19 protein-coding genes are annotated in these 23673 nt (G+C 58.5%); 14 read left to right on the plus strand and 5 right to left on the minus strand.

Annotated features, from left to right (window positions below; all coding sequences use genetic code 11):
• Positions 1-3: 3 nt before the first annotated feature.
• Positions 4-960: an aldo/keto reductase gene (locus tag VN622_05390; GenBank protein HWR35286.1), complete on the minus strand. Its 957-nt coding sequence runs from the start codon at positions 958-960 to the stop codon at positions 4-6.
• Positions 961-1135: 175 nt separating this feature from the next.
• On the opposite strand from VN622_05390, the gene VN622_05395 reads away from it, so the two are divergent.
• From VN622_05395 to meaB, 12 genes are all read left to right on the plus strand, one after another.
• A complete protein-coding gene (locus tag VN622_05395; GenBank protein ID HWR35287.1) occupies positions 1136-1639 on the plus strand; it encodes a nitroreductase family protein in 504 nt (167 codons plus the stop codon).
• 45 nt (positions 1640-1684) lie between these two features.
• Complete coding sequence (locus VN622_05400; protein ID HWR35288.1) at positions 1685-2725, plus strand: alpha/beta fold hydrolase; 1041 nt, start codon at positions 1685-1687, stop codon at positions 2723-2725.
• A 194-nt stretch (positions 2726-2919) separates the two neighbouring features.
• Positions 2920-3429 carry a c-type cytochrome gene (locus VN622_05405; GenBank protein HWR35289.1) on the plus strand — a complete coding sequence of 170 codons (510 nt, stop codon included), beginning with the start codon at positions 2920-2922 and terminating at the stop codon, positions 3427-3429.
• Between the two features lie 240 nt (positions 3430-3669).
• Entirely contained in the window at positions 3670-4170 is a 501-nt protein-coding gene (locus VN622_05410) for a Crp/Fnr family transcriptional regulator (protein ID HWR35290.1), read from the plus strand.
• Between the two features lie 300 nt (positions 4171-4470).
• Positions 4471-5994 carry a methylmalonyl-CoA carboxytransferase subunit 5S gene (locus tag VN622_05415; protein HWR35291.1) on the plus strand — a complete coding sequence of 508 codons (1524 nt, stop codon included), beginning with the start codon at positions 4471-4473 and terminating at the stop codon, positions 5992-5994.
• An 82-nt stretch (positions 5995-6076) separates the two neighbouring features.
• Complete coding sequence (locus VN622_05420) at positions 6077-7657, plus strand: acyl-CoA carboxylase subunit beta (GenBank protein HWR35292.1); 1581 nt, start codon at positions 6077-6079, stop codon at positions 7655-7657.
• Positions 7658-7681: 24 nt separating this feature from the next.
• On the plus strand, positions 7682-8155 hold the full coding sequence (locus VN622_05425; GenBank protein ID HWR35293.1) for a hypothetical protein: 474 nt from the start codon (positions 7682-7684) through the stop codon (positions 8153-8155).
• Positions 8156-8194: 39 nt separating this feature from the next.
• Complete coding sequence (locus VN622_05430) at positions 8195-8596, plus strand: biotin/lipoyl-containing protein (GenBank protein ID HWR35294.1); 402 nt, start codon at positions 8195-8197, stop codon at positions 8594-8596.
• Between the two features lie 25 nt (positions 8597-8621).
• Positions 8622-9107: a VOC family protein gene (locus VN622_05435; GenBank protein ID HWR35295.1), complete on the plus strand. Its 486-nt coding sequence runs from the start codon at positions 8622-8624 to the stop codon at positions 9105-9107.
• Between the two features lie 2 nt (positions 9108-9109).
• A complete protein-coding gene (locus VN622_05440; GenBank protein HWR35296.1) occupies positions 9110-11113 on the plus strand; it encodes a methylmalonyl-CoA mutase family protein in 2004 nt (667 codons plus the stop codon).
• A gap of 4 nt (positions 11114-11117) precedes the next feature.
• On the plus strand, positions 11118-13268 hold the full coding sequence (gene scpA, locus VN622_05445) for a methylmalonyl-CoA mutase (protein HWR35297.1): 2151 nt from the start codon (positions 11118-11120) through the stop codon (positions 13266-13268).
• Positions 13246-14343 carry a methylmalonyl Co-A mutase-associated GTPase MeaB gene (meaB, locus tag VN622_05450; protein ID HWR35298.1) on the plus strand — a complete coding sequence of 366 codons (1098 nt, stop codon included), beginning with the start codon at positions 13246-13248 and terminating at the stop codon, positions 14341-14343. The genes scpA and meaB overlap by 23 nt, the downstream gene beginning before the upstream one ends.
• Positions 14344-14352: 9 nt before the next feature.
• Here meaB and VN622_05455 read toward each other — a convergent pair whose 3' ends face one another.
• Together VN622_05455 and VN622_05460 are read right to left on the minus strand one after the other, a co-directional pair.
• Positions 14353-16452: an Ig-like domain-containing protein gene (locus VN622_05455; protein HWR35299.1), complete on the minus strand. Its 2100-nt coding sequence runs from the start codon at positions 16450-16452 to the stop codon at positions 14353-14355.
• A 134-nt stretch (positions 16453-16586) separates the two neighbouring features.
• Entirely contained in the window at positions 16587-18875 is a 2289-nt protein-coding gene (locus tag VN622_05460) for a TonB-dependent receptor (GenBank protein HWR35300.1), read from the minus strand.
• A gap of 443 nt (positions 18876-19318) precedes the next feature.
• Between VN622_05460 and VN622_05465 the strand changes: the two genes are divergently transcribed.
• Both VN622_05465 and VN622_05470 read left to right on the plus strand, forming a co-directional pair.
• The gene (locus VN622_05465) at positions 19319-20353 is read left to right on the plus strand and encodes an Ig-like domain-containing protein (GenBank protein ID HWR35301.1); all 1035 of its coding nucleotides are present in this window, start codon (positions 19319-19321) and stop codon (positions 20351-20353) included.
• A 410-nt stretch (positions 20354-20763) separates the two neighbouring features.
• The gene (locus VN622_05470) at positions 20764-21669 is read left to right on the plus strand and encodes an SCO family protein (protein HWR35302.1); all 906 of its coding nucleotides are present in this window, start codon (positions 20764-20766) and stop codon (positions 21667-21669) included.
• A 104-nt stretch (positions 21670-21773) separates the two neighbouring features.
• Here the strand turns inward: VN622_05470 and VN622_05475 are convergent, their stop codons facing one another.
• Both VN622_05475 and VN622_05480 read right to left on the minus strand, forming a co-directional pair.
• Positions 21774-22247, minus strand: coding sequence for a hydrogenase maturation protease (locus VN622_05475; protein ID HWR35303.1), 474 nt, complete (start codon positions 22245-22247; stop codon positions 21774-21776).
• Positions 22247-23668 carry a Ni/Fe hydrogenase subunit alpha gene (locus VN622_05480; protein ID HWR35304.1) on the minus strand — a complete coding sequence of 474 codons (1422 nt, stop codon included), beginning with the start codon at positions 23666-23668 and terminating at the stop codon, positions 22247-22249. Before VN622_05480 ends, VN622_05475 begins: the two co-directional genes overlap by 1 nt.
• Positions 23669-23673 lie beyond the last annotated feature (5 nt).

Below are 23673 nucleotides of genomic sequence, written 5' to 3' on the forward strand. Positions count from 1 at the left end.
AGGTTAGAAGTTGTGGACCCAGCGGTGTGTGCGAAGTTTCTGGAGTACCTCGGATGGCAGCGGGCCGGCGTCGGACGCCGCCGTGTTTGCGGCCACGTGTGCGGGGTTCCGCATGCCAGGGATCACCGTCGAGACCGCTGGGTCGGAAAGGCAGAACCTCAATGCGAGCTCCGGCAGGTTCGCCATTGGCATAGACGTGTCCTTCGCAATGCGCTGCACACGATCCCAGACTTCCTGTTTTCTGCCTGCGAAGTACCGCTCTCGAAAGTCGCCGTCAGGAAACGTCGTTTCAGGCCCAATCTTGCCCGTGAGGCCGCCCTCATCAAACGGCACGCGAGCGATCACGCCGATGTCATGTTTACGGCAATAAGGGAAGAGTTCGTCTTCGGGTGACTGATCGAAGATGTTGTAAATAACCTGTACGACTTCCACCAGGCCAGTGTCGAGGACCTTCAGCGAATTCGCCGGTTGGTGGTCGTTGATCGAGATGCCGATCGCCCTCGCCTTACCGGAGGCGCGTATCTGCCGGGCAGTATCCAGCCACTCATCTTGCGTAGCCCATTCGTCCGTCCAAACGTGGAACTGGTACAGATCGACATAGTCGCGGCCAAGATTCGTCAACGTCTGGTCGAGACATGCAAGCACATAGTCCTTAGGGAATGCTTCGCGCAAAGGCGTACCCGGCGGGACGGGCCAGACCTGGTTTTTCGGCGGCACCTTGCTCGCGATCAGCACGTCTGGAGGCTTTCCGAAAGCGCGCGCAATCAGTTTTTCGCTGTGCCCCGCACCGTACGCCAACGCTGTATCAAAGAAGTTGACGCCTGCATCACGAGCCGCTTTGAGCGAGCGAATCGACTCCTCATCCTCCGCGCCGACCCACATCGCTTTGCCAATCCCCCACGCACCATAACCAATCTCACTTACGTTCAGGCCGGTTCGGCCAAGCCTTCGATATTGCATTGTCTAACGCTCCAAGTTGCTTTCATTTAACATCCGACGCGAGCTTCTCAACGTCCGTCCAGGGAATTCTACGCCCATGCGGTTGCGAACTTCGCAAGCAGAACTTGCTTCGATGCAGCCAGACCCTAGGCCTATACTCTTGAGCTGAGTACCCGAAGCTCAGCAAGAGGGAAACATGGAATTTTTCGAACTTATAGAAAACCGGCAATCTATCCGAGTGTTCCAGGCGCGAGCAGTAGAAGAAGTGAAGCTGCAAACAATTCTGCAGGCGGCTAACAGCGCACCTTCGGCGGGGAACTTTCAGGCCTATGAGATTTTCGTAGTACGGCGGCAAGAACAACGGGACATTCTCACCCGTGCAACCTTCGGGCAGAACTTCATCGCCGAGGCACCCGTCCTACTGCTCTTTTGCATGAACCCCGCACGCTGCACGTATGACGGCCCCGCCTTGTTTGCCCTGCAGGACACAACCATAGCCTGCACGTTCGCGATGTTGGCCATCCAGGCCGCAGGCCTGGCGACTTGCTGGATCGGCGCATTCAGTCCGGAAAACATTGCCAAGACAATGTCCCTGCCGCAGGGCCTGACGCCGGTCGCGATATTACCCGTTGGGTATTCGGCGGAAACTCCGGAGCGGACAACGCGCCGATCCCTGAACGATCTTGTTCACGAGATTTAATTGCCAACCTAGCCGGTCGGCGAGATGAACTACAAGGAAGGTGCAATGGCACACCGCACTGGTTTACATAGCAAGCTGCTGCTTTCCATTCTGCTGGCGGCTGTTCTGAGCACGCCCGTATTCACCCAGAACGCTCCGGTTACGTCGCAGTCGGCGCGCCCGGCTGAAAGCGATGACTCGGAGTTTATTCACGAGCTCCTTGCCACGCAGAAGGCCGTCGATGATCTGCTCTGGTATCAGCGCCTGGGCGACGTCGCCGAGATCGACAAGATAAGGCTTACGAGCACCAAGCCGATCCGGATGAGCAATCCGACCGGTCAGGGCGCAGGTAATCCGCTCATCATCTACGCCAAGACGTTCATTCCCAAAAAGCTGGAAGTAAAGAATAAGGCTCCACTTATCGTTCTCGTCCACGGCGGGGTGCACGCGAATTTCGACAGCAACTACACGCATATCATCCGCGAACTGCTCAATCAGGGCTACATTGTTATCGCGCCCGAATATCGCGGCAGCACCGGCTTTGGCCAATCGTTCTTCGAGCAGATTGACTACGGCGGCGCGGAGATCGACGACACTCATTCGGTGCGCGACTGGGCTGTGGAGAATCTGCCACAGGTTGACGCAACGCGCGTGGGCATCATCGGCTGGAGCCACGGCGGCTATCACGCGCTCCTCAATATCGCGCGCTGGCCAAAGGATTACCAGGTTGCCTACGCCGGCGTGCCCGTTAGCGATCTCGTCATGCGAATGGGATACAAGGGGGATGACTACAACCGCGAGTTTGCGAAATTTATCGGCAAGCTCGCCGTCAATGACCCTATGGAGTATCGCCGCCGCTCGCCTGTTTTTCACGCGGCGGAGATACAAACTCCTCTGCTCATCCATTCCAATACGAATGACGAAGACGTCAACGTCATGGAAGTCGAGCACATGATCGCGGCACTCAAGGCAGCAGGGAAGAAGTTCGAGTACAAGATTTATGAGAACGTGCCCGGCGCCCACCAGTTCAACCGTATCGACACGTCGTTCGCACGACAATCGCGCCAGGAGATCTACGCTTTCCTCGCAAAATACCTAAAGCCGTAGCAGGGATGCTGAAGAAGTCGAAGTCGCCCGCTTGCAATGATCAGGGTCATCCTGAGCGCAGGCAGCCAAGGTCTGCTGGTCAGTATGGCGTATGCGTGTGCAGGCGCGCTTTTGAGAAGATTCAGCTACGAGCAACTCACGTTCGCCGACGTTTGTGGCAGAATATACCCAAATTCCACGTGGGGTGGTTGCGAATGAAAGTTATCCGCAAAGTAAGTCTGGCAGTGCTGGTTGTTACGCTCGGCGTAACCGGCGCGGCGGCACAGAAAACTCTCAACGAAACAAAAGCACAACCTTCCGGTCAACTCGAACGCGGACGCTATCTCGTCGAACGCGTCGGAGTATGTGCCGATTGCCACTCTCCGCGAAACAAACGCGGCGAGTTCATCAAGGGTCGAGAACTCACCGGGGCGCCGCTGATGTTTAAGCCCACCGTGCCCGTGCCGGGTTGGGTGGAGGTCGCTCCCGGCATCGCTGGCCTTCCGGGCTGGAATGAAGCTGACGCGATCAAGTTCCTTTCCACAGGCACGAGCCTTAACGGTCGAATTGCCGCGCCGCCGATGCCGCCGTTCCGCCTCTCTGAGCGCGACGCTGCTGCCGTAGTCGCATATCTCAAGTCAATGAATGCCGAGGGGTCAGCTACAGCCACGGCAGCACCGAAGAAAACGGCAGCAAAGAAGTCTGCTTCCGGCAATCTCCAGTAAACTGACTCCCCACAAAAACTATCGCAGCGTGACCGTTTCTCTTCTACGCAGAAGGGAAGCGGCCGCTGTGCGGGTTTAAATACGCGCATACAACGGGCGGCAAAGTGCGCCGAATGCATCCGGTTGTGCTCATCGAGCACACAGGTGTGCGGTTCCCGGTATATCACTTGCCACGGTGATGGCAATCACATCATGACGTGCGTAGCGAGGTTTAGAAAAGAATTCTTGCTGGAGCGCTGTATGACTCATGAGCCGCAGAGCCCGACCGAGCTACCTGTAAACGAATCGTTGTTCCGCACCACCCCGGAGCTGGAAACGGCCCTGCGGGCGCTTGTTTCACCGCAGATCGCATTACAGGGAGAGACCATCTTCGCGCAGGGCGGGTCTGCAAAAGGCGTCTACCTGCTGATGGAGGGCGCTGCCCAGCTTTCGATGCTCAGCGATGGAGGTCGCGAGATATCGAACCGTGTCGTCGGTCCCGGAGCCCTGCTCGGACTGCCCGCAACGCTTTGTTCCAAGCCGTATATTTTCTCGGCAAAAGCGATTCAGCAGTCGCTCTTCGGTTTTATCGAGCAACCCAGGCTGCTTGACTTCCTGCGCACACGTCCCGACCTCTGCCTGGTTGTCGTGCAGATGATGAGCCAGGAACTCTCAGAGGCGAACAACGCCCGTACCAGGCTTTCCCAATGCACGAACCCCGGCTGCGTGCTCGCCGGCGCCTGCGCGCACCAGGTGAGCTAGCTCGCAGGAACCACACGCGTTGACGATGGGTGCGTCTCGGAGAATCGCCGTCGCACTGCACGCCGCGCTCCCCCCTTTTGAGGCATCACAAATTCCTGTGACGAACGTCCTGCTCACCTGACATTGTGCGGCGCGTCACCCAGCTTCGCATTCACGACACATTCGCTCGTGACAGCGTAAACACAGGCCAAAACGCACTTCGATCACCCCCGAACGTGACTCGTCTCACAGACCGAGTGTCCTCTCTTCGCGCATCTTAGGAGATGTAAGAAGGTTCGCAGTTGTGAAGGGAAGGTTGCAATGGCACGCACAATCGAAGTGACCGATCTCATCCTCCGGGATGCCCACCAGAGCCTAATGGCCACGCGCATGGCGATCGAGGACATGATCCCCGCCTGCGAGGATCTTGACAATGCCGGGTTCTGGTCACTGGAGTGCTGGGGCGGCGCAACTTTTGACGCCTGTATTCGATTCCTCAATGAAGATCCCTGGGAACGTCTCCGCATGTTCCGCAAGTTGTTGCCGAAGACGCGCCTGCAGATGCTGCTGCGGGGCCAGAACCTGCTCGGCTATCGCCATTACGAAGACGGAGTTGTGGAGCGGTTCGTTGCCAAAGCCGCCGAAAACGGCATGGACGTATTTCGTGTCTTTGACGCACTCAACGATATCCGCAATCTCCAGACATCCATACGCGCCGTAAAGAAGGCCGGGAAGCACGCCCAGGGCACGATCTCGTACACCGTCAGCCCCGTGCATACCATCAATGCTTTTGTCGAAATGGCACAGCAGTTAGTAGACATGGGCTGCGATTCCATCTGCATCAAGGACATGGCGGGGTTGCTGAAGCCTCAGCCTGCCTACGACATCGTGAAGGGAATCAAGCAGAGATGCGGCGCGAAGACGCTCGTCCACCTGCACTGTCACGCAACTTCCGGTGTTACGCTCGTCAGCCTGATGAAGGCCGTCGAAGCCGGATGCGATATCGTCGATACCTCCATCAGCTCCATGAGCCTTGGGCCGGGCCACAATCCCACCGAGAGCTTCATTGAAATGCTAGAGGGCACGGGGATGGAGACGCGTCTCGACAAAGCTCGCATCCTTAACGTGAACAGGTACTTCGCCAAGGTGCGACCGCGCTACAAGGAATTCCTCAGCGACATCACCGGCGTTGACACGGAAATATTCAAGAGCCAGATTCCCGGTGGCATGATCTCCAACATGGAGAGCCAGCTAAAGGGGCAGGGCGCAGGTGACAAGCTCGGACAGGTACTTGCCGAAGTCCCTAACGTTCGCAAGGCCAGTGGCTACCCTCCGCTGGTTACGCCCTCCAGCCAGATCGTCGGCACGCAGGCTGTGTTCAACGTGATCATGGGCGACTACAAAGTACTGACCGGAGAATTTGCCGATCTCATGCTGGGCTATTACGGCAGCACCCTCGGCGAGAAGGATCCCGATGTTCTCAAGCGCGCCTGCGAACATGCCAAAAAGGAAGCGATCACCTGCCGTCCCGCTGACCTGCTTAAGCCGGAGTGGGAGCATCTGCGCTCCGACGCGCTTGCGCTGAAGGGCTGCAACGGCAGTGATGAAGACGTTCTTACCGCTGCGATGTTTCCTCAAGTCGCGCCCAAGTTCTTTGCCTCGCGTCACGAGGGTCCGAAGAACCTGTCGAAGCTACCGCCGAAGGCGGCTACTCCGGCACCCGCGGCTGCCAAGCCCGCCGCCGGCGGCACAACGCCCTCACCGGCGCAACAGGAAAACGCAGCTAACTACGTCGTCACGCTCAATGGCAAGTCGCACAAGGTGTCCGTGGCTCCGGCAAAGTAGTCCAAGGCGCCGAAGAGCTATCCGAGCGGCGCACAAACGCTGAGTCAGCTTGCCTGATTCGCTGCACGACAGGAGTTTCGTAATGGCAACACCAACGCTAGAACAACCGAAGATCGCAAAAACCATCGATGAAAAGATCGAGCAACTGCGCGCCAAGCGCGCCGAAGTCCAGCTCGGAGGCGGTCTCGACAAAATCGAGAAACAGCACAAGGGTGGAAAACTCACAGCGCGTGAGCGCGTAGAGAAGCTAACCGATCCTGGAAGTTTCCAGGAAATCGGCCTCTTCGCCGAGCATCGCTGCACTCTTTTTGGAATGGCCGATAAGCCCATGCCTTCTGAAGGTGTGGTCACCGGTTGCGCCACCATCGACGGCCGTCTCGTTCACCTCGCCAGCCAGGACTTCACGGTCGCTGGCGGAGCTGCAGGTGAAGTCCATAGCGACAAGATCAGCGAGATGATGCACTGCTCGCTCAAGACCGGGTCCCCGTTCATCTTCGTCAATGACTCCGGTGGAGCGCGCGTGCAGGAGGGCATCGACAGCCTCTCCGGTTACGGCCGCGTCTTCTACAACAACGTTATGCTCAGCGGAACCGTGCCGCAGATCTCGCTGATTTGCGGACCCTGCGCCGGCGGTGCCGCATACAGTCCCGCGCTTACCGACTTCATCATTCAGACCAAGGCGGCACAGATGTTCATTACCGGCCCCTCGGTCATCAAGCAGGTGACCGGCGAGGTCGTTACGGCTGAAGACCTCGGCGGACCCGTTGCGCAAATGAACAACTCCGGCGTCGTCCACTTCATCGCCGAGAACGATGAAGAAGCGCTCTACACCTGCAAGCGGCTTCTCAGCTTCCTGCCTTCGAACAACCTGGAAGATCCGCCGCGGTTGCCGTACGAGAATACGCCGGATGACGATCCGGAGATGAACCACCTCGTTCCCGCGGAAACGAAGGTCGGCTACGACGTTCGCAACGTTGTCGCCCGGGTGCTCGACTTCCACGACTTCCTGGAAATTCAGCCCGGCTTCGCGCCTAACATCGTTATCGGTTTCGGACGCATTCAGGGCCGCTCGGTTGGTATCGTTGCCAACCAGCCGAACTATCTCGCCGGAGCGCTCGATATCAACGCCAGCGACAAAGCGTCGCGCTTTATCCGCTTCTGCAACGCGTTCAACATCCCGCTCATCACCTTTGTCGATGTGCCCGGCTTCCTGCCCGGCGTTCAGCAGGAATACGGTGGCATTATTCGCCACGGCGCGAAGATGCTCTTCGCCTACTCGGCCACCACGGTTCCAAAAATCACGGTCGTGCTACGCAAAGCTTACGGCGGGGCTTATCTCGCCATGTGTGGCAAGGACCTCGGCGCGGACAGAGTGGTTGGATGGCCGACGGCGGAGATCGCGGTCATGGGTGCTGAAGGTGCGGCAGGGATCGTTTTCCGCCGCGAGATCGAAGCAGCCGACGACAAGAATGCGAAGCGTAAGGAGCTGATCGATTTGTATCGCGACACCTTCGCAAATCCATACGTCTCCGCTGGACGCCGTCTCGTTGACGACATCATCGAGCCTTCTGCAACCCGGCGCTATCTCTGCCTGGCGATTGAGGCCCTGCACGCGAAACGCGAACTGCGTCCGCCGAAGAAGCACGGTCTCATTCCGCTCTAAACCGAAGGGGACCGCGAGGCGCATATGACATTGCTATTGATGGAAGCTGTAACAACCCAGATCGTCGGCTTCGAGCCGTTCTTGCTGCTGCTCGTTGTCATCGGGTGGATCGTCACATATTACGGCACCCGCAGCATGATGCTGCGCGAGTTCGAGCGCAGGAGCGCGCTGGGAGCGCAATCCGCACGGGCGCAGGAGTCTGCGCCCGTGGCCGCTCCGCAACAGGCGATAGCGGTGGAGCCTCCGGCTGCCACCGTGCCGGTTGCGAAGTCCGAAACCCCGGCCGCGTCATCGCAGCCGGCCGGAAACAACACGGCCGGAACGAACGAAGTTACCGAAGAGACGCTGGTGGTGATCGCCGCAGCTGTTGCCGCTTTCCTGGGCAAGCGTGTTCGCGTGCGTCAGGCCAAGCTCATTCAGCCCGCAGGCACTAGCGCGTGGGCGCAGCAAGGACGCGTTTACGTGCAGGCTTCGCACAATCTCAGCCTGTCGCACTGATTCGCCAGGCTATGCACAAGTTCCAACGAGGAGTTCTGCTTGAAGCTACAAATCGGAATTGAAGGCAAGACCTACGAAGTTGACATCGAGATGCCCGAGGAGGAGTCGGCGGGGCATTCGTATGCCAGTTACCGTCCATCCTATGCGCCGGCCCCAACGTTTGTGCCGTCAGCGGCACCCGCCGCGGCAGCACCCAAAGCAGCACCCTCGGACGCCAACGTTGATGAAGACAAGGTGTGCCGCAGTCCGATCGCGGGCATCGTGATTCGCCTTAATGCGCAGATCGGCCAGCAACTTCAGCCCAACGATTTGCTGTTGGTACTCGAAGCAATGAAGATGGAAACCAATGTGACTGCTCCGGTCGGTGGAAAAATCAAGACCATCAACGTGCAGCCCGGAGATGGCGTTCAAGTTAACCAGGTGCTGGTCGAGTTCGAATAGGCTTACTGGCAACAGAGGATTTCAGATGAATGTACCTGCTACGTCGTTCAATGAAGACCTATTGAAGGTCCCAGGCATTTTGTTCTTCGACCACCTGGCAATAGCCGTGAAGCATGGCGAGCTTGACCCCCAGGTGAAGGCTTATGCAGCGCTGGGCTTTCGCGAAATTCATCGCGAGGAAGTCTACGGCGGCGATCAGGTCCGCGAGGCGCTTCTGCAAGTCGGCGACGGCCCCAATCTCATTCAGTTGCTTGAGCCGCTCAGTCCCGAATCGCCCGTACAGAAGCTGCTCGACAAGAACGGTGGCCGCGGCGGATTCGCGCACATTGCCTTCCGCGTGCGCAGCGCGCAGGCCGCGTTCGATTACATGAAGAGCGAGGGATTCAATCTCATCGACAAAGCGCCGCGTCCTGGATCCCGGGGCACAACTGTATTCTTCGTTCACCCGAAATCGCGCGCAGATGTTCCCTTCGGATTCCTTATCGAAGTCGTCGAAGACCCCAGAGGCTAAGAATGAAAGAGGATGATGGGCTCGAGTTGTTGCAGCAATTTTCACCAGTCACAACCGAACAATGGGAAGAAGTAATCCGCAAGGACTTGAAGGGCGCCGACTATGACAAGAAGCTTGTGTGGCGCTCCGACGAGCAGATCGCTGTAAAGCCCTACTATCGCAGGCAAGATCTCGATGGACTTGACCGTCAACTGGCGGCAGCGCCCGGTGATTTTCCATTCGTACGCGGCACTCGCTCCACCCCCGGTTGGGCCGTTCGGCAGGAGATCGATGAACTTGACGTGCGCAAGGCCAATCAATACGCGCGTGAAGCCCTGCGCGGTGGCGCCGACGAGGTCTGCTTTGCTGCAGAGCCATGCGTCGGAGGACTGCGCGGAGTCTCTGTCCAGACGCTTCAAGATATGAAGCAGTTGCTGGACGAAATTTCTCTCGAACGCGTTCCGCTCCATTTCCGCTCCGGCCGGCTCGCGCTCCCCATGCTCCTGCTGCTACTGGAAGCAGTTGAAATGCGCGGAGACTTACCGCGCTTGCAGGGCAGCGTTGACTACGATCCGATCACGGATCTTGTTTTAGCCGGTGGATCGTCACAGGATCGCAAGCGCATGTTCGACGAAGTAGCGGATGTCGTTCGTCTGTGCCGCACCCGGGCGCAGGCCTTCCGTCCGTTGACCGTCCGAGCCGGCGACTATCGCGAGTGCGGTGGCACCGTCGTGCAGGAAGTCGCCTTCGCTCTCGGGACAGGGGTGGAATACCTCGCCGAGCTTAGCGCGCGCGGTCTCTCTGTGGATGACGCGGCTTCATCTCTCGGCTTCTCGCTCACTGCGGGTACGAGCTACTTCTTCGAGATTGCCAAGCTGCGCGCATTCCGTTTGCTGTGGGCGCGCGCGATTGCTGAATTCAAGCCGTCTACGAAGGAAGCGCTCAAGCCGGTCGTGCACACCCGCACTTCAGAGTGGAGCGCCACGATTTACGATCCGCACGTCAATGTGCTCCGCGCCACCACCGAAGCCATGTCTGCCGCCGTTGGCGGTTCGGAAGCAGTAACGGTTGTGCCGTTTGATCGGCCTTCCGGGCCTGGCACAGACCTGTCGCGACGCCTCTCGCGCAACACGCAAACGATCCTCAAGCGCGAAGCATCTCTGGGGCGCTGTGTCGACGCCGCAGCCGGCTCCTACTACATCGAAACTCTGACCGACTCCATTGCTCGCGCAGCTTGGACACTGTTCCAAAAGATCGAAGCCGCGGGTGGAGTGGTCAAGGCAATTCAAGGCGGTCTCATACAGCAGCAGGTGCGGGCATCACGCAAGGTCAAGAATGACGCTGTTGCGTCGCGTCGCCGCACGCTTCTGGGGACCAATCATTATCCGAATTCTGGAGAGAGCGCACTCGCAGCCAACAAGCCAGGCGAGAACGTAACGCCGTTGAAGCGCACGGGAATCGCTGTCGACACGGAATCCGCGAAAGCGATGAAGCAGTTTGCGCAAGGGCTCGTCGTCGGCGACTTTGTCTCTGCAGCGCCCTTCGTCGTTGAAGTCGAAGCCCTGCAACCGTACCGCGCTGCCCAGCCATATGAATCGTTGCGCCTGGGGATGGAGCGCTACACGGCCGCTGGTGGACGCGTTCCATGCGTTTATCTGCTCGAGTTCGGCGATCTCAAGATGCGCAAGGCCCGCTCGGGCTTCGCCGCAAACTTCTTCGGCTGCGGCGGCTTCAACGTTGTGACCGGCACGGGCGAAACGCTGGACGCCTCCGTGCGCGCCGCTATAGACGCGCATGCGGACACGATCGTCCTGTGCAGCTCGGACGCAGAATACTTGCAGATCGCAAAACCAATCTGTGAACAGGTTAAGAACGCAGAGAAGCCGGTTCCGGTTCTCATAGCCGGTTATCCCAGTGAGGCCATCGAGCAATTGCGCGCCGATGGCGTGGTCGACTTCATACACGTTCGCAGCAATGCGCTGGAGGTTCTCAGCGCATGGCAGCGCAAGCTGGGAGTTGGAGAGTAAAGTCATGCGGCCAGATTTCAGTCACATCGATTACGAGTGCCCATCGCAAACCGGCAGCCCGGCATCAAGGCGCGCCTCCGAGCCATGGACGACGCCTGAACACATTGACGTACCCGCCTACTTCACGCGAGAGGCGCTCGAGAAGATGGAGCACCTCGACTATGCCGCGGGAGTCGCGCCGTTTCTACGCGGCCCTTACTCCATGATGTATGCGCTTCAGCCGTGGACTGTCCGCCAGTACGCTGGTTACTCCACGGCCGAAGAGTCCAACGCGTTCTATCGGCGCAATCTTGCCGCGGGTCAGAAAGGTCTTTCCGTGGCGTTCGATCTCGCGACGCATCGCGGATACGATTCCGATCACGAGCGCGTTGTGGGCGACGTAGGCAAGGCCGGTGTCGCGATCGACTCGGTGCTCGACATGAAGGTATTGTTCGACCAGATCCCACTCGACCAGATGTCGGTGTCCATGACCATGAACGGTGCGGTGTTGCCCATCATGGCGTTCTACATCGTCGCAGCGGAAGAGCAGGGAGTCCCGGCCGAGAAGCTCAGCGGAACCATACAGAACGACATTCTTAAAGAGTTCATGGTCCGCAACACGTACATCTATCCGCCCACGCCTTCCATGCGCATCATCGGCGACATCTTCCGTTTCTGCTCCGAGCGCATGCCCAAGTTCAACTTCATCAGCGTAAGCGGCTATCACATGCAGGAAGCCGGGGCCACAGCCGATATCGAGTTGGCCTACACGCTTGCCGATGGTCTTGAATATCTGCGGACCGGCATTCGCGCCGGACTGGATGTTGACAGCTTCGCGCCGCGCATTTCGTTCTTCTGGGACATCGGCATGAATCACTTCATGGAGATCGCGAAGATGCGCGCCGCACGCGTGCTCTGGGCCAAGCTCGTGAAGCAGTTCAATCCCAAGAACCCGAAATCGCTCGCCCTGCGCACACATTCGCAAACTTCCGGCTGGAGCCTCACCGCGCAGGATCCGTTCAACAACATCATTCGGACCTGCACCGAGGCGTTGGCTGCCGCGCTTGGTCACACACAGTCGCTGCACACGAACGCGCTTGATGAAGCAATCGCGCTGCCCACGGACTTCTCCGCGCGCATTGCGCGAAACACACAGATATACCTCCAGGAAGAAACCGACATCACCCGTGCCGTCGATCCCTGGGCCGGTTCCTACTACGTCGAACACCTCACGCACGAACTCATGCACCGCGCGTGGGGACTCATTCAGGAAGTCGAGCAAGTGGGCGGCATGGTTAAGGCTATCGAAGCCGGCTTGCCGAAGATGCGCATCGAAGAAGCGGCTGCGCGCAAGCAGGCGCGCATCGATTCCGGCTCGGACGTCATCGTTGGCGTAAACGCGTTCGTACTCGAAAAGGAAGCTCCGCTAGACGTGCTCGAAGTCAATAACGCCGCCGTACGCGAAGCGCAGTTGAGCGGATTGGCGAACTTGAAGGCCGGACGCAGCAGCGCAGAAGTCGAAGCCGCACTGAAGGCACTTACCGAGTCCGCGAAGACCGGAGAGGGAAATCTACTCGCCCTCGCCGTCGATGCCGCACGCAAGCGTGCGACCCTGGGCGAAATTTCCTCCGCGCTCGAAACCGTATACGGACGCTACCAGGCCGTAGTACGCTCAATCAGCGGCGTCTACGCAGCCGAAAGCATGTCTGACGAAAACTTCCAGAAAGCTCGCAAAATGGCCGATGAGTTCGCTGAGGCGGAAGGCCGTCGTCCCCGCATCCTCGTCGCCAAAATGGGGCAGGACGGGCACGATCGCGGAGCCAAGGTTATCTCGACGGCCTTTGCCGATCTCGGCTTCGACGTTGACATAGGCCCGCTCTTCCAGACTCCTGCCGAAGTCGCGCGCCACGCCACGGAGAACGATGTGCACGTGCTCGGCGTTTCCACTCTCGCCGGCGGACACAAAACGCTTGTCCCGCAAGTCGTGGAAGAACTGAAGAAGCTTGGGCGGGAGGACATCATTGTCATCGTTGGTGGCGTCATCCCGGCGCAGGATTATGACTTCCTGTACGAGAGCGGCGCGGCCGGAGTCTTCGGTCCGGGCACGGTGATTCCGCTGGCGGCGCAGCAGATAATTTCTGTGCTGGCGCACCATGCCGCAGCGGAGCACGCGTAAGGAGCGCATCGTGAGCGGCGACGGCGACTTTCTCATCGTGCAACCTGGCGTTGAACAGCCCTCGTCGCTCAGCGTGAAGAACATCAAGCGCGCACGCAGGCTCAGCGCCCCGGAATACCTCGAGGGTATCCTGCGAGGCGACCGCGCTGTGCTCGGCCGCGCCATCACGCTCGTTGAAAGCAGTCGCCCGCAAGATCACCAACTCGCGCAAGACCTCCTGCAACTTTGCCTGCCACACACCGGACGCTCCATTCGCGTCGGCATCACCGGTGTCCCCGGCGCCGGCAAGAGCACATTCATCGAAGCGCTTGGGATGGAGTTGATCGGCCGAGGCGAAAGAGTGGCCGTGCTCGCCATTGATCCCAGCAGCCAACTCTCTCGCGGCAGCATCTTGGGCGACAAGACGCGCATGGAGCGCCTTGCCTCCAGCGATAGTGCATTCATACGGCCTTCCCCCTCCGCCGGTTCTCTCGGTGGAGTCGCGCGCCGAACCCGCGAAACCATGCTGCTCTGCGAAGCCGCTGGTTTTCGTACCGTCTTCATCGAGACCGTTGGCGTAGGTCAATCGGAGACTGCGGTCAACGACATGGTTGACTTCTTTCTCCTGCTCATGCTGGCCGGCGCAGGAGACGAGCTACAGGGAATCAAGCGTGGCATCATGGAGATGAGCGATCTCATCGCCATCAACAAGGCAGATGGCGAAAACACTGCACGCGCCCGGCTCGCACGCTGTGAATACGAAACTGCGCTGCACTTGTTCGCAGCGCAACCCAGCGGCTGGACGCCAAAGGTTGTCACCTGCTCGGCGCTGAGCGGATCAGGTATAGCCGAAATTTGGGATACGGTCCTCGAGCATCAGCGCACAACTCGCGCGAACGGCTACTTCGAGATCCGCCGTCGCACGCAGGTCCGCAACTGGATGCAGGAGACAATCGAGCAGGGCTTGCTGGATCACTTCCGAGCGGACCCACGCATCGCGAAAAAGCTTCCAGAGCTGGAAACGGAGGTTGCAGCTGGTCGTCTCACATCCGCCCGCGCAGCCGAAATTTTACTTGATGTTTTCCGGCGACCCTGAGGCAACCTCTTACGGCAGTAGCCCGTAGATCACCAACTGACTCTGTGTGCCGATGAACACTTTTCCGTTCGCGATTGTCGGCACCGCGAAGCGCACAGGCGCGCTCGCCGCAAGATCGCGCGTACTGTTTTGCCTACTGTTATAAAGCAGCTGCGAAACATTGGAGGCGCTGTAAGCGTGTAGGACGGCTCTGTTCAGCGTCGTGTTGCGCTCGTAGAGCCACACAATTCCATTCGTGCTGCCCTTGGATGAGATGGACGGCGTTGCTCCCGGGTACTCGAACGTCTTGCTCGACTTCGATGCCGCCGTCGTGTTGATCAGGCCGTTGCTGATCCGGTGAGCCTGCAAAGGCTTGCTAATCCCGACAAAATACAACGTGCCAAACCAGTAGGCTGGTGTGCTGAAGAGCTTCCCGGCGGCAGTAAAGAACTGAACGACGTCATTGGTGGACGAATTGAAACGCCCCATGTTGTCGCGGTCGACCAGATATGCGCCGCCACGTTTGCTCCCCGCCAGCGCCAGGTGCGTATGCGCGCCACTCTGGTTCGGCAACACCAGCACGCCGGTCGAGCCCAGATCCTGGTCATTCACGTTCAGGGTGGACTGGTTGTCAGGCGTAAAGAAATCCGCCACAGAAAGCGCGTTCGGATTGAGTTTGAGAATGCTGTCGCCGTAGTCGCGTCCGGAAGCGTTTGCTGTAAACGTTCCGTCACCGCTCGCGGTGTACACGAATCCGGCTGCGTCCGCCGATAGCCCGCCGCCGCTTTGCCATATCGCTCCGCCCTCGCCGTTGGGAGTAATGCAGATCACGCCAATCTGCAAAAGCGTGCTCGCGCTGTAGGCCATGATCCATCCGTGGTACGGCTGCTTGTCTCCGTGCGATCCGAACGCGATGTATACGTTGCCGTTGTGCAACAGCAGCCCCGGACGATTCAAATGCCGCAATGGGCTGAACGTCAGGTTCCCGCCGCTGCTTCCCACGCCCCTTCCCGGAACAGTGGCGCGAATTTCGACTGGGCCGCCCAGTTTCTCAGCGCCTGTGGTCAAGCTCAATGCGTGCAGCCGTTGATGATAGGTGCCGTTCTCTTTTGTCGCCACGACAACGTAGAGCGTACTGCTGGCTCTATCGATGACAGGTGTGCCCACGATCCCGGTTTCCAGGATTCCACAGCAGCTTGTATCGAAATCGCGAAATGGGATCGTCGTGATCCCCGCGCCGGGATTGATAAAGCTGCGTTTCCAGAGCGGAGTCGTACTCCGCCTGTCCGCATCGAAGGCGTAAACGCTGTCGTGCAGCGTAGCTACATACACTATGTTGCGAAAGCCCCTGTTTGGAATTGCGACATTTGCAACGTAGAGAGGCTGCGCGTACACAAATCCGTCCACCGCATACGAACCCAGTTTGCCGAAGGTCGATGTTTTCACGTTCGAGGGCGACAGTGCGATCTCGCCCAGGTTTTGCCCGGTTCGCATCTTGTCATTGTGCGACGTGAAAACGCCCGGATAGTTCGTGACGTAAGCGTTCGCCGAACCGGTCCTTGTGCTGTCGCTGGTGCTTCGTGCAGTAACGGTGTGCCTACCCTGCACGTGGGGCGGCGTGTAGAGACCTGTGGACGATATGGTTCCTACCGTCGCATTCCCACCGGCGATGCCGTCTACGGCCCAGGTGACGGACGTTCCAGTCGTGAATTGCTGCTTCTGAGTGAAAGTCAGCGCCACATTGCGCGGTCTCACTGTAAAGCTGCCCGTTGAGGTCCCACTGCCCACATTCACAAAGATTGTGGATTTAAACGTCGTCGAGCTATTCGCTGCCTGCACTGTCAGCCGACGTGTGCCGGACGGCATCGAGACAAAAGTATCCAGTTTGCTCGCAGACACCTGAAATTTCTTTACGCCGTCCACATAGATCTGCACGTACTTCACTGTGGTGCTGGAAGTGGTGCCGGCCACCACGTGTACGGGTGACGTCACGTTGGCGTTATTGGCTGGCGTGCAAATCGTTACAGACGGCGAGACTGTACTCAGGGTGCACTGAGCTGTTGCAAAATTTCCCAGGAAAAGCACTGCTGTAGCGAGCGAGGTCAGGCATAGGGTTCGAAGGGGTCGCATAGTGCGATGGATTGAGCAATCACGGCACCACTGGATAATGGCCCTACAACTCAGGGCGTCAGGCGTTTGGAATTCCCAGCGCCTGCCCAACAAGTGAACTGCCGTACTATCGTTGGGCGGCTCGCTGCCCAGAGTTATTTCCGGCCAAACTTGAGCCTTAGTCCCACGCGCGCCATCACCGGAGCTGCGATTGTCCGCACTGGCGTGCGTCCGATTGTGTACCGGTTGTTCAGAAGATTCTCGGCCGCTACAAACACTTCTGCTCTGTCGCCCATGGCGCGTGAGACAAACGCATTCAGCACGAAGAATTGCTCCAGCGGGAACTGGTTGCGATCGTCGTCGAACTGCATACCCTGCCAGCGGCCCTGTAAAGCAATCGTGACCAGCCTCAAGTCAGAGTACCGCGCCTGCACGCTGAACTCGTGCCGTGGCACTTGCGGAAGGAGTTTACCGAGCAGCGCCTCATTTCCCGGTGCGCGGAGAACGTACGAGTCGGCGAACTGGTATCCGCCACCGAGGTAGAGTTTTCCGAATACTTTTGATTCGCCCTCTAGCTCCAGGCCGCGAACCCGAGTGCGTCCCAGGTTCTGGCGTTGCCGGGTGATCAGATCCGGCAGAACAGACAGGGTCACGTTCGCGACGGGCCCGCTGATTTCGTTCCAGAAGAAAGTCTGGCGCAATGTCAACCGCTCGCTTGCTTGCTCCACGGCGCCGACCTCGCCTCCTGTCAGGCGCTCGGCCCTCAGCTCCGCATTTGCCAGCGTCAAAACGTCTCCAACGCGGAAACTTCGATAGAGTTCGTTGAGAGTGGGTGCACGGAACGCCCGGAATACGGCTCCGTTCAGCGCCACGTGGGTGTTCACTCGGTACACGGCAGAGATCCGAGGGCTGAAAGCCGTTTCGTCACGATCGGCGTATGCGACGTTCTTATCCTGCCCCGTCGCGGTCAGTGCGTGGGCCAATGAGCGGCCGTCAGAGTTCGTCCAGCGATCCATCCGCGCCGCCAGTGTCAATGATAGCTTGGGCGTTACGCCAATGAGACCTTCGACGAATATACCCATCGTGTTCTGGCGGCCTCCGTTTCTTTGCGCGGACGTTGCAGCACCGGCGGCGTAGAGCGTTTCGTCGCTTTCGCCTTCTATCCAGCGCCCGTCCACTCCTGCGACGACCTGGTGCCCAGCCCATGGTTTTGTCCACTCAACAGAGAAGCCGGTCTGCTGAACGGGGACAGACTGATCGCGCGTCAGCGCCTCACTGTTGCGATCCGGCGCGACTGCGAAGAAGTTCTGCCGAAGACCTTCCGTGCCCCCGTAGAGTCGCCATGACACTTGGCCTGCTTTGGTGCCCGCCCAGTCGCCCCCCGTCGCGAGTTGGCGAATCACCGCGCTGTTGCGCTCGCCGACTTTGCCATTCAGCCGATCTTCGTCAAAGTATGAACCAGAGACAAAGATGCGTCCCGCTCCGCCCAACAGACGTTCAACTCTGGCCTGTGCAGTTCGATGTTGGGAATTAGCGACGGTGTCCACCGCCCCGCGTTCGGACTCAGGAACCGGCACGTAGCCATTGGTGCGAAATCCCTCGCCGCTCAACATTGCCACCCAGTTGCCAGCGCGCATGCTTCCCGCGGCAGAACCCAGTGGCGTGCCCAGAGTTCCGAATGAACTCTCGATGTTCAGCCTTGTGTCCATCGGGCGAAGGCCGATGAGGTTAACCGCGCCGCCAAGTGCGTCGGTGCCGTAGAGGTCAGACGCTCCGCCGCGAACCACCTCAATGCGCTCAATCGACTCCAGCGGCACACGTCCCCAGTAGACCCACCCACCGAATGGATCGTTGAGCGGAATTCCGTCCTGCAAGACCAGTGCGCGACTCGCGCCGCTCGCGCCCACTCCTCGCAATGAAACCCCTTGCGCCGTTGGGTTCGATGTCTGGCTACCTGAGCGGCGAAAGAGGGAAAAGCCCGGAACCTGCCTTAGCGTGTCGTCGATCGTCTGCGCGCCGGAGGAACGGAGCGCTTCGTCTTCGACTACGGCCACACTGGGCGTCTGCTCGGTTGCCACTTCCGTGCGGGTAGCCGTCACGGTCACCTGTTCCACGCGCAGGCGTAGCTTGAGCACGACCTTCACATCTTCTGCTCCCGCCTGCCAAGGGACTTCATCGGGCGCAAATCCGTTGGCCTTCACTCGCAAGCTGCCGCGAGTGGCCGTCGGGATTTCGAACTCGAAGCGTCCATTGTCATCCGTACTCCCGATTGATTCCTGTCCGCCAGCGCTAAGCGTAACGCTCGCACCTGCCACGGCGCGCCCACTCGGATCCTGCACAACTCCACAGACGCGTTCGAGGGAGGATGACGCGGCGACGGCCGGAAGGGTACCGATTAGCGCGAAACCGAGTAGAAGGAACACGAGACGCGAACGGGAATTCATGGGAGCGCCAGCACGAAAAGCTTGGATGCGAGTGCCTGCATCAGGGCGGCACGCCGGCAGAGATGAATTCGAAGAGAACTAAGGTGTCAACTCACTTTCAATCATTCGCACCCCATAACCCGCATCACTCTGGGTTTTGGAATTACGGATTAAGGTTTGGCCTTACACCTCTCCTAGCACTTCTTTTCGCAAAACGAGCTTCAACCCTCGAACTTTCTTGCAGCTAGCAGATGCAGGTCTCTAGGCTACTCAACTACGTCAGCCACTCCACTACGAGTGCTGTGGCGGAAGTACCTAACTTCGTGTCAGCAATGGAAGTTGCGTCAACTAGGGCCTTGCACCTATTCCTGGCGCGCACTCAATTCCGTAGGCTAGACGCATTCGACGCAGTTTTGAAATTCCATGAGCGGTGGAAACTCAGCGCCGCAAAGTTTGGAGTATTGATGGTTCTCGTTCGCAATCTATTTCTTCATTTTCCTTCACTCCGGCTCAGTTCGCTGGCGGTCGTCTTCACGCTGACCGCTGCCGCCCTCGCGTCCGCGGGCACCGTGACCATCAGTTCGCCCGCTTCCAACTCGTCGGTCACCGCGCCGATCCGTGTCGTCGCCTCGGCATCGTCCTCGCGCTCGATTACGGCGATAAAGATTTATTTGGATGGAAACGGCGTTTACACAATCAAATCCACGTCCAAGATCGATACGAAGATATCTGCGTCCGTTGGCAGCCATCGCATAACGGTAAAGGCGTGGGACAGCTCTGGTGCGTCCTTCAGTTCGTCCGTGTATGCCAAGGTAACAAGCACCACCTCTGGTTCCACCGGGGGCTCGACCACAGTCCCGAGCACGGCGGCCGTGTTTAGCAGGATCGAGCAGATGTCCGGGTGGGGCAGCTGCACCTCTTGCGCCGGCGGCGGCGAGCAGGCGATCTACAAGATGAGCCAGAATCAGTCATCGCCCTCTCTTGATGGCAATTCGGCTAAGTTCTTTCTGGGCGGTTCCACCTCTTTCTCCCACGGCCTGTGGTGGCGTCGCATGTCGTCGAACTCCACCGCCACGCACTTCGTTTTCGATATGTACTACTACATGAACAATCCTTCTGCGTCGCAGGGCCTGGAGTTCGCTGCCAACCAGTCGAAGGACAACAAGTGGTACAAATTTTCAACCCAGTGCACCTGGGGCAAGAATGAGTGGAGGGTATGGGATTCGAAGAACGGCGGCTGGGTAGGTACCGGAATTGCCTGCAACCGTCCCCCGGCCTATAGCTGGCAGCATGTCACCTTTGAATACGCTCGCTCCAACGGTAAGGCAGTCTTCGTCTCCATCACCGTCAACGGCAAAAAGAGCTATCCCAACAAGAGCTTCTACCCGCAAGCGAAGTCGGGCAACGGCTCCGTCGGAATCCATTTCCAGCTGAACGGCAACAGAGCCCAAACGGACTACAACGTATGGGCTGACAAGATGACTCTCAAGTATTGGTAGGAGAAGCACGGGCAATACGGTCTCTCAGATTCTCTCCTGATGAAGGGCGCGCTCACTGCGTGCCCTTTTTTTTGCCTCATTCTACTTGGCGAATTTGTAGTTCGCCGCTCGGGAGAAGAGAAGTCGCTGAGCTGCTGAATCGCTGAACTACAGCAAATCTTGTCTCATGAGCGAGGGCGCAAGCCCAAAATCGAAGATTGCCCTTTTGCGAACTCCACGCTGGTGGTAGGGGGTCCTTCTACTGCGCGACTACGTCGCTCCGCGAAGGAAGACAAAAAATGCGCATCGCATTTCAGGACTTCCGATCACACGAGCGGCTCGAGAACTTACCTCAGGTTGTAAAGCCTTCCCAGCCGTCGCGAACGTCTATATCTTTACAGGCGTACACTCTTGCGGGAGGGAATTAAAAATTGTTCAAGCGGCGCGCCTGTCTGCCTGTCCTCGCGATTCTCACTCTGCTTCTGCTCACCTCTGTCGCTTGCTCGCGCAAGCCAAAGGCGCAGCCGCGCCAGTACGATATCTTCGGCAAGGTCGTGTCCGTCGAGAAGGCCTCGAAGCAGGTGACGGTAGCGCACAAGGAAATTCCCGGTTTCATGAAGGCGATGACCATGTCCTTCAAGGTGAAGGACGAATGGGCGCTGAACGTGCTCGAACCGGGCGACGAGATCGGCGCGGTTCTGGTAGTCGATCGCGACGGCGCTTATCTTGAGCAGTTATCGATTCAGAAGAATTCAGGAACCCAACCAGAACCCGCAGCTAAACAGGGGGTGCGCGAGTCCCAGGTTGGTGACATCATCCCCGACTTCGTGCTTGTCAGCCAGGACGGCAAGTCCATCCGCATGCACCAGTTCCGCGGTAGGCCGCTCCTGCTCACGTTCATCTACACGCGTTGTCCCCTGCCGGATTACTGTATTCGCATGAGCAACAACTTCGCGGAGATCGCGAGCCAGCTCAAGCAGCAGCAGCCAGATCTCTACTCTCATTTGCAGATGCTCAGCATCAGCATCGATCCAGAGTTCGATAAGCCCGAGGTTCTTCGGCAATACGCAGCCAGCTACGCAGGAGAAGTTGATCCCAAGCTGACGCATTGGACCTTCGCAGGCGGAACTCCCGACCAGGTGCGCCGCATCGCAGAATTCTTCGGCCTCAGCTATCTGAAGGAGAACGCGCAAATCGTCCATTCGCTCCGAACCGTGCTGACCGATTCACAAGGAAAGGTCACGGCCGTGTATCGCGGAAACGAGTGGAAGCCCGCGGATGTGATTGCAGATCTGTCGCGGGAAGTTGTGGCAGAAGCCTCGCGAACTAAGAAGTAGTCCGAGGTTCTGGCGAGTCTCGCCCGGCTTCTCACGACGCAATGAATGAAAAAAGCTCCTTCGCGTTATGCGAAGGAGCTTTGCACTTTACGATTGATCAGGTTTTAAGCGTGAGCAACCTCAGCCATGCCGCACTTCTGCGCAACCACTTCGTGCAGATGATGCACAATACCGGGCAGACTTTTGGCAACCGGCTGAGACAGGTTCTTGCCGTACCCGAAGCATTCGCCCGTCACCGTCACCATCAACGCTTCAGGGCACTGCTTATAGAGCGTCAGTGCGCAGGTAAGCAGGGTGGAAGGGTCCATGTGATGAGTCAGGCTCCCCGATTTCGGTTCTGCCGCCTCGATGTTACGGCATGAAATAGTGCCCGCGACACCGTTCGTGGATGCGTCGATGAAGATCACTAACTCCGTGTGCGAAATCTTCTCTGCCAGTTCCGGACCGAGCTGCTGGCATTCGATGAACTCAACTTCGTTGTTGCTGATGAGCTTCTGCAATTCCTCCGTAGCGCGCCAGCCGAAGCTGTCATCGCTGCGCAGGGGGTTGCCGTATCCAATGACGATCACCTTTGACATCAGTTCCTCCCTAGTGCGTCCAGCAGCGCGCCATCGGGGCCGCGCAACTCGATATGCATGGCCATCTGCCCGAGCGCATGCGTCGAGCAACTGAGGCACGGATCGAAGGCCCTTACTACTGCCTCAACCCGATTCAGCATGCCTTCCTGCAGCTTGGCGCCTTTCACGAAATGCTTGGCCACCTGCAGCACGCCCTTGTTGATGGCGAGGTTGTTGTGTCCGGTCGCGATCACCAGGTTTGCCGAAGTGATCAAACCGTTCTCGTCGATTTTGTAATGATGTATCAACGTGCCACGTGGTGCTTCCGACCCTCCAACTCCTTCGTAGTTGTTCGGACCGGCGAACGCGCGAACGTGTTTGCTCAGGATTTCCGGGTCGTGCAGCAGTTGATCGATCCGCTCCACTGCGAACAGTATTTCGATCAGCCGCGCGTAGTGGTAGTAGAACGAACTCAGGACCGTGTGCCGTTCCAGCTCGCGGAATTCCGCGAACTCTTCATCGGCGCGAGGGGTGCCGATACGCTTGCACAGATTCAACCGTGCCAGCGGACCCACACGGTAGATGCCCTCCGGGTAGCCCATTGGCTTGTAATAGGTGGACTTGAGGTATGAATCCGGCTCGCCGCATTCCCCGATGTAGTTCTGGTATTCCGGACCGTTAATGTGGTCGGCAATGATGTTGCCTTCCGCGTCAATGAACCGTATCCAGCCCTTGTAGAGCGCCAGTTCGCCTTCTTCGTTCGCGAGGCCCATGAAGAGCGTCGGGAAATTTGCGAATGTACGAATTTCTTTCCGGAAGCTCTCGATCTGGCTCTTGAACCACGTCAACGTCCGATGCGAGATCGCCAATGCTTCCGGCAGCATCGCCATGATCTGGTCACGGCGCTCCTGCGTCAGCGGTTCGCTTACGCCGCCCGGCACGATCCAGCCCGGATGTATGCGCTTGCCGCCTAGGCACTCGATGATCTGCTGTCCGAATTGGCGCAGCCGTATGCCATCGCGGGCCATCTGCGGATTCGCCGCGAGTACGCCAAGGATGTTGCGTTTCGCTGGATCGCTTTCCATGCCCAGCAACAGGTCCGGCGAGGATAGATGGAAGAAGCTCAGTGCGTGCGATTGCACGATCTGAGCCAGGTTCATGATGCGGCGCAACTTCTGCGCCGTCTCCGGAATTCGGACGGCTAAGATCGCGTCGCATGCTTTCGCGGATGCAATCAGGTGGCTCACCGGGCAGATGCCGCAGATGCGCGCCATCAAGGCCGGCATCTCGGTGAAGGGACGTCCTTCGCATATCTTCTCGAAGCCGCGTACCTGCGTTACGTGGAAACGCGCGTCCTGCACGTTGCCTGAGTCATCGACATGCAAGGTGATTTTTGCGTGCCCTTCAATGCGTGTGACTGGTTCGATCGTGATCTTCTGCATGGTGG

The sequence above is a fragment of the Clostridia bacterium genome (genome assembly GCA_035561135.1).
GTDB lineage: Bacteria > Acidobacteriota > Terriglobia > Terriglobales > Acidobacteriaceae > DATMYA01.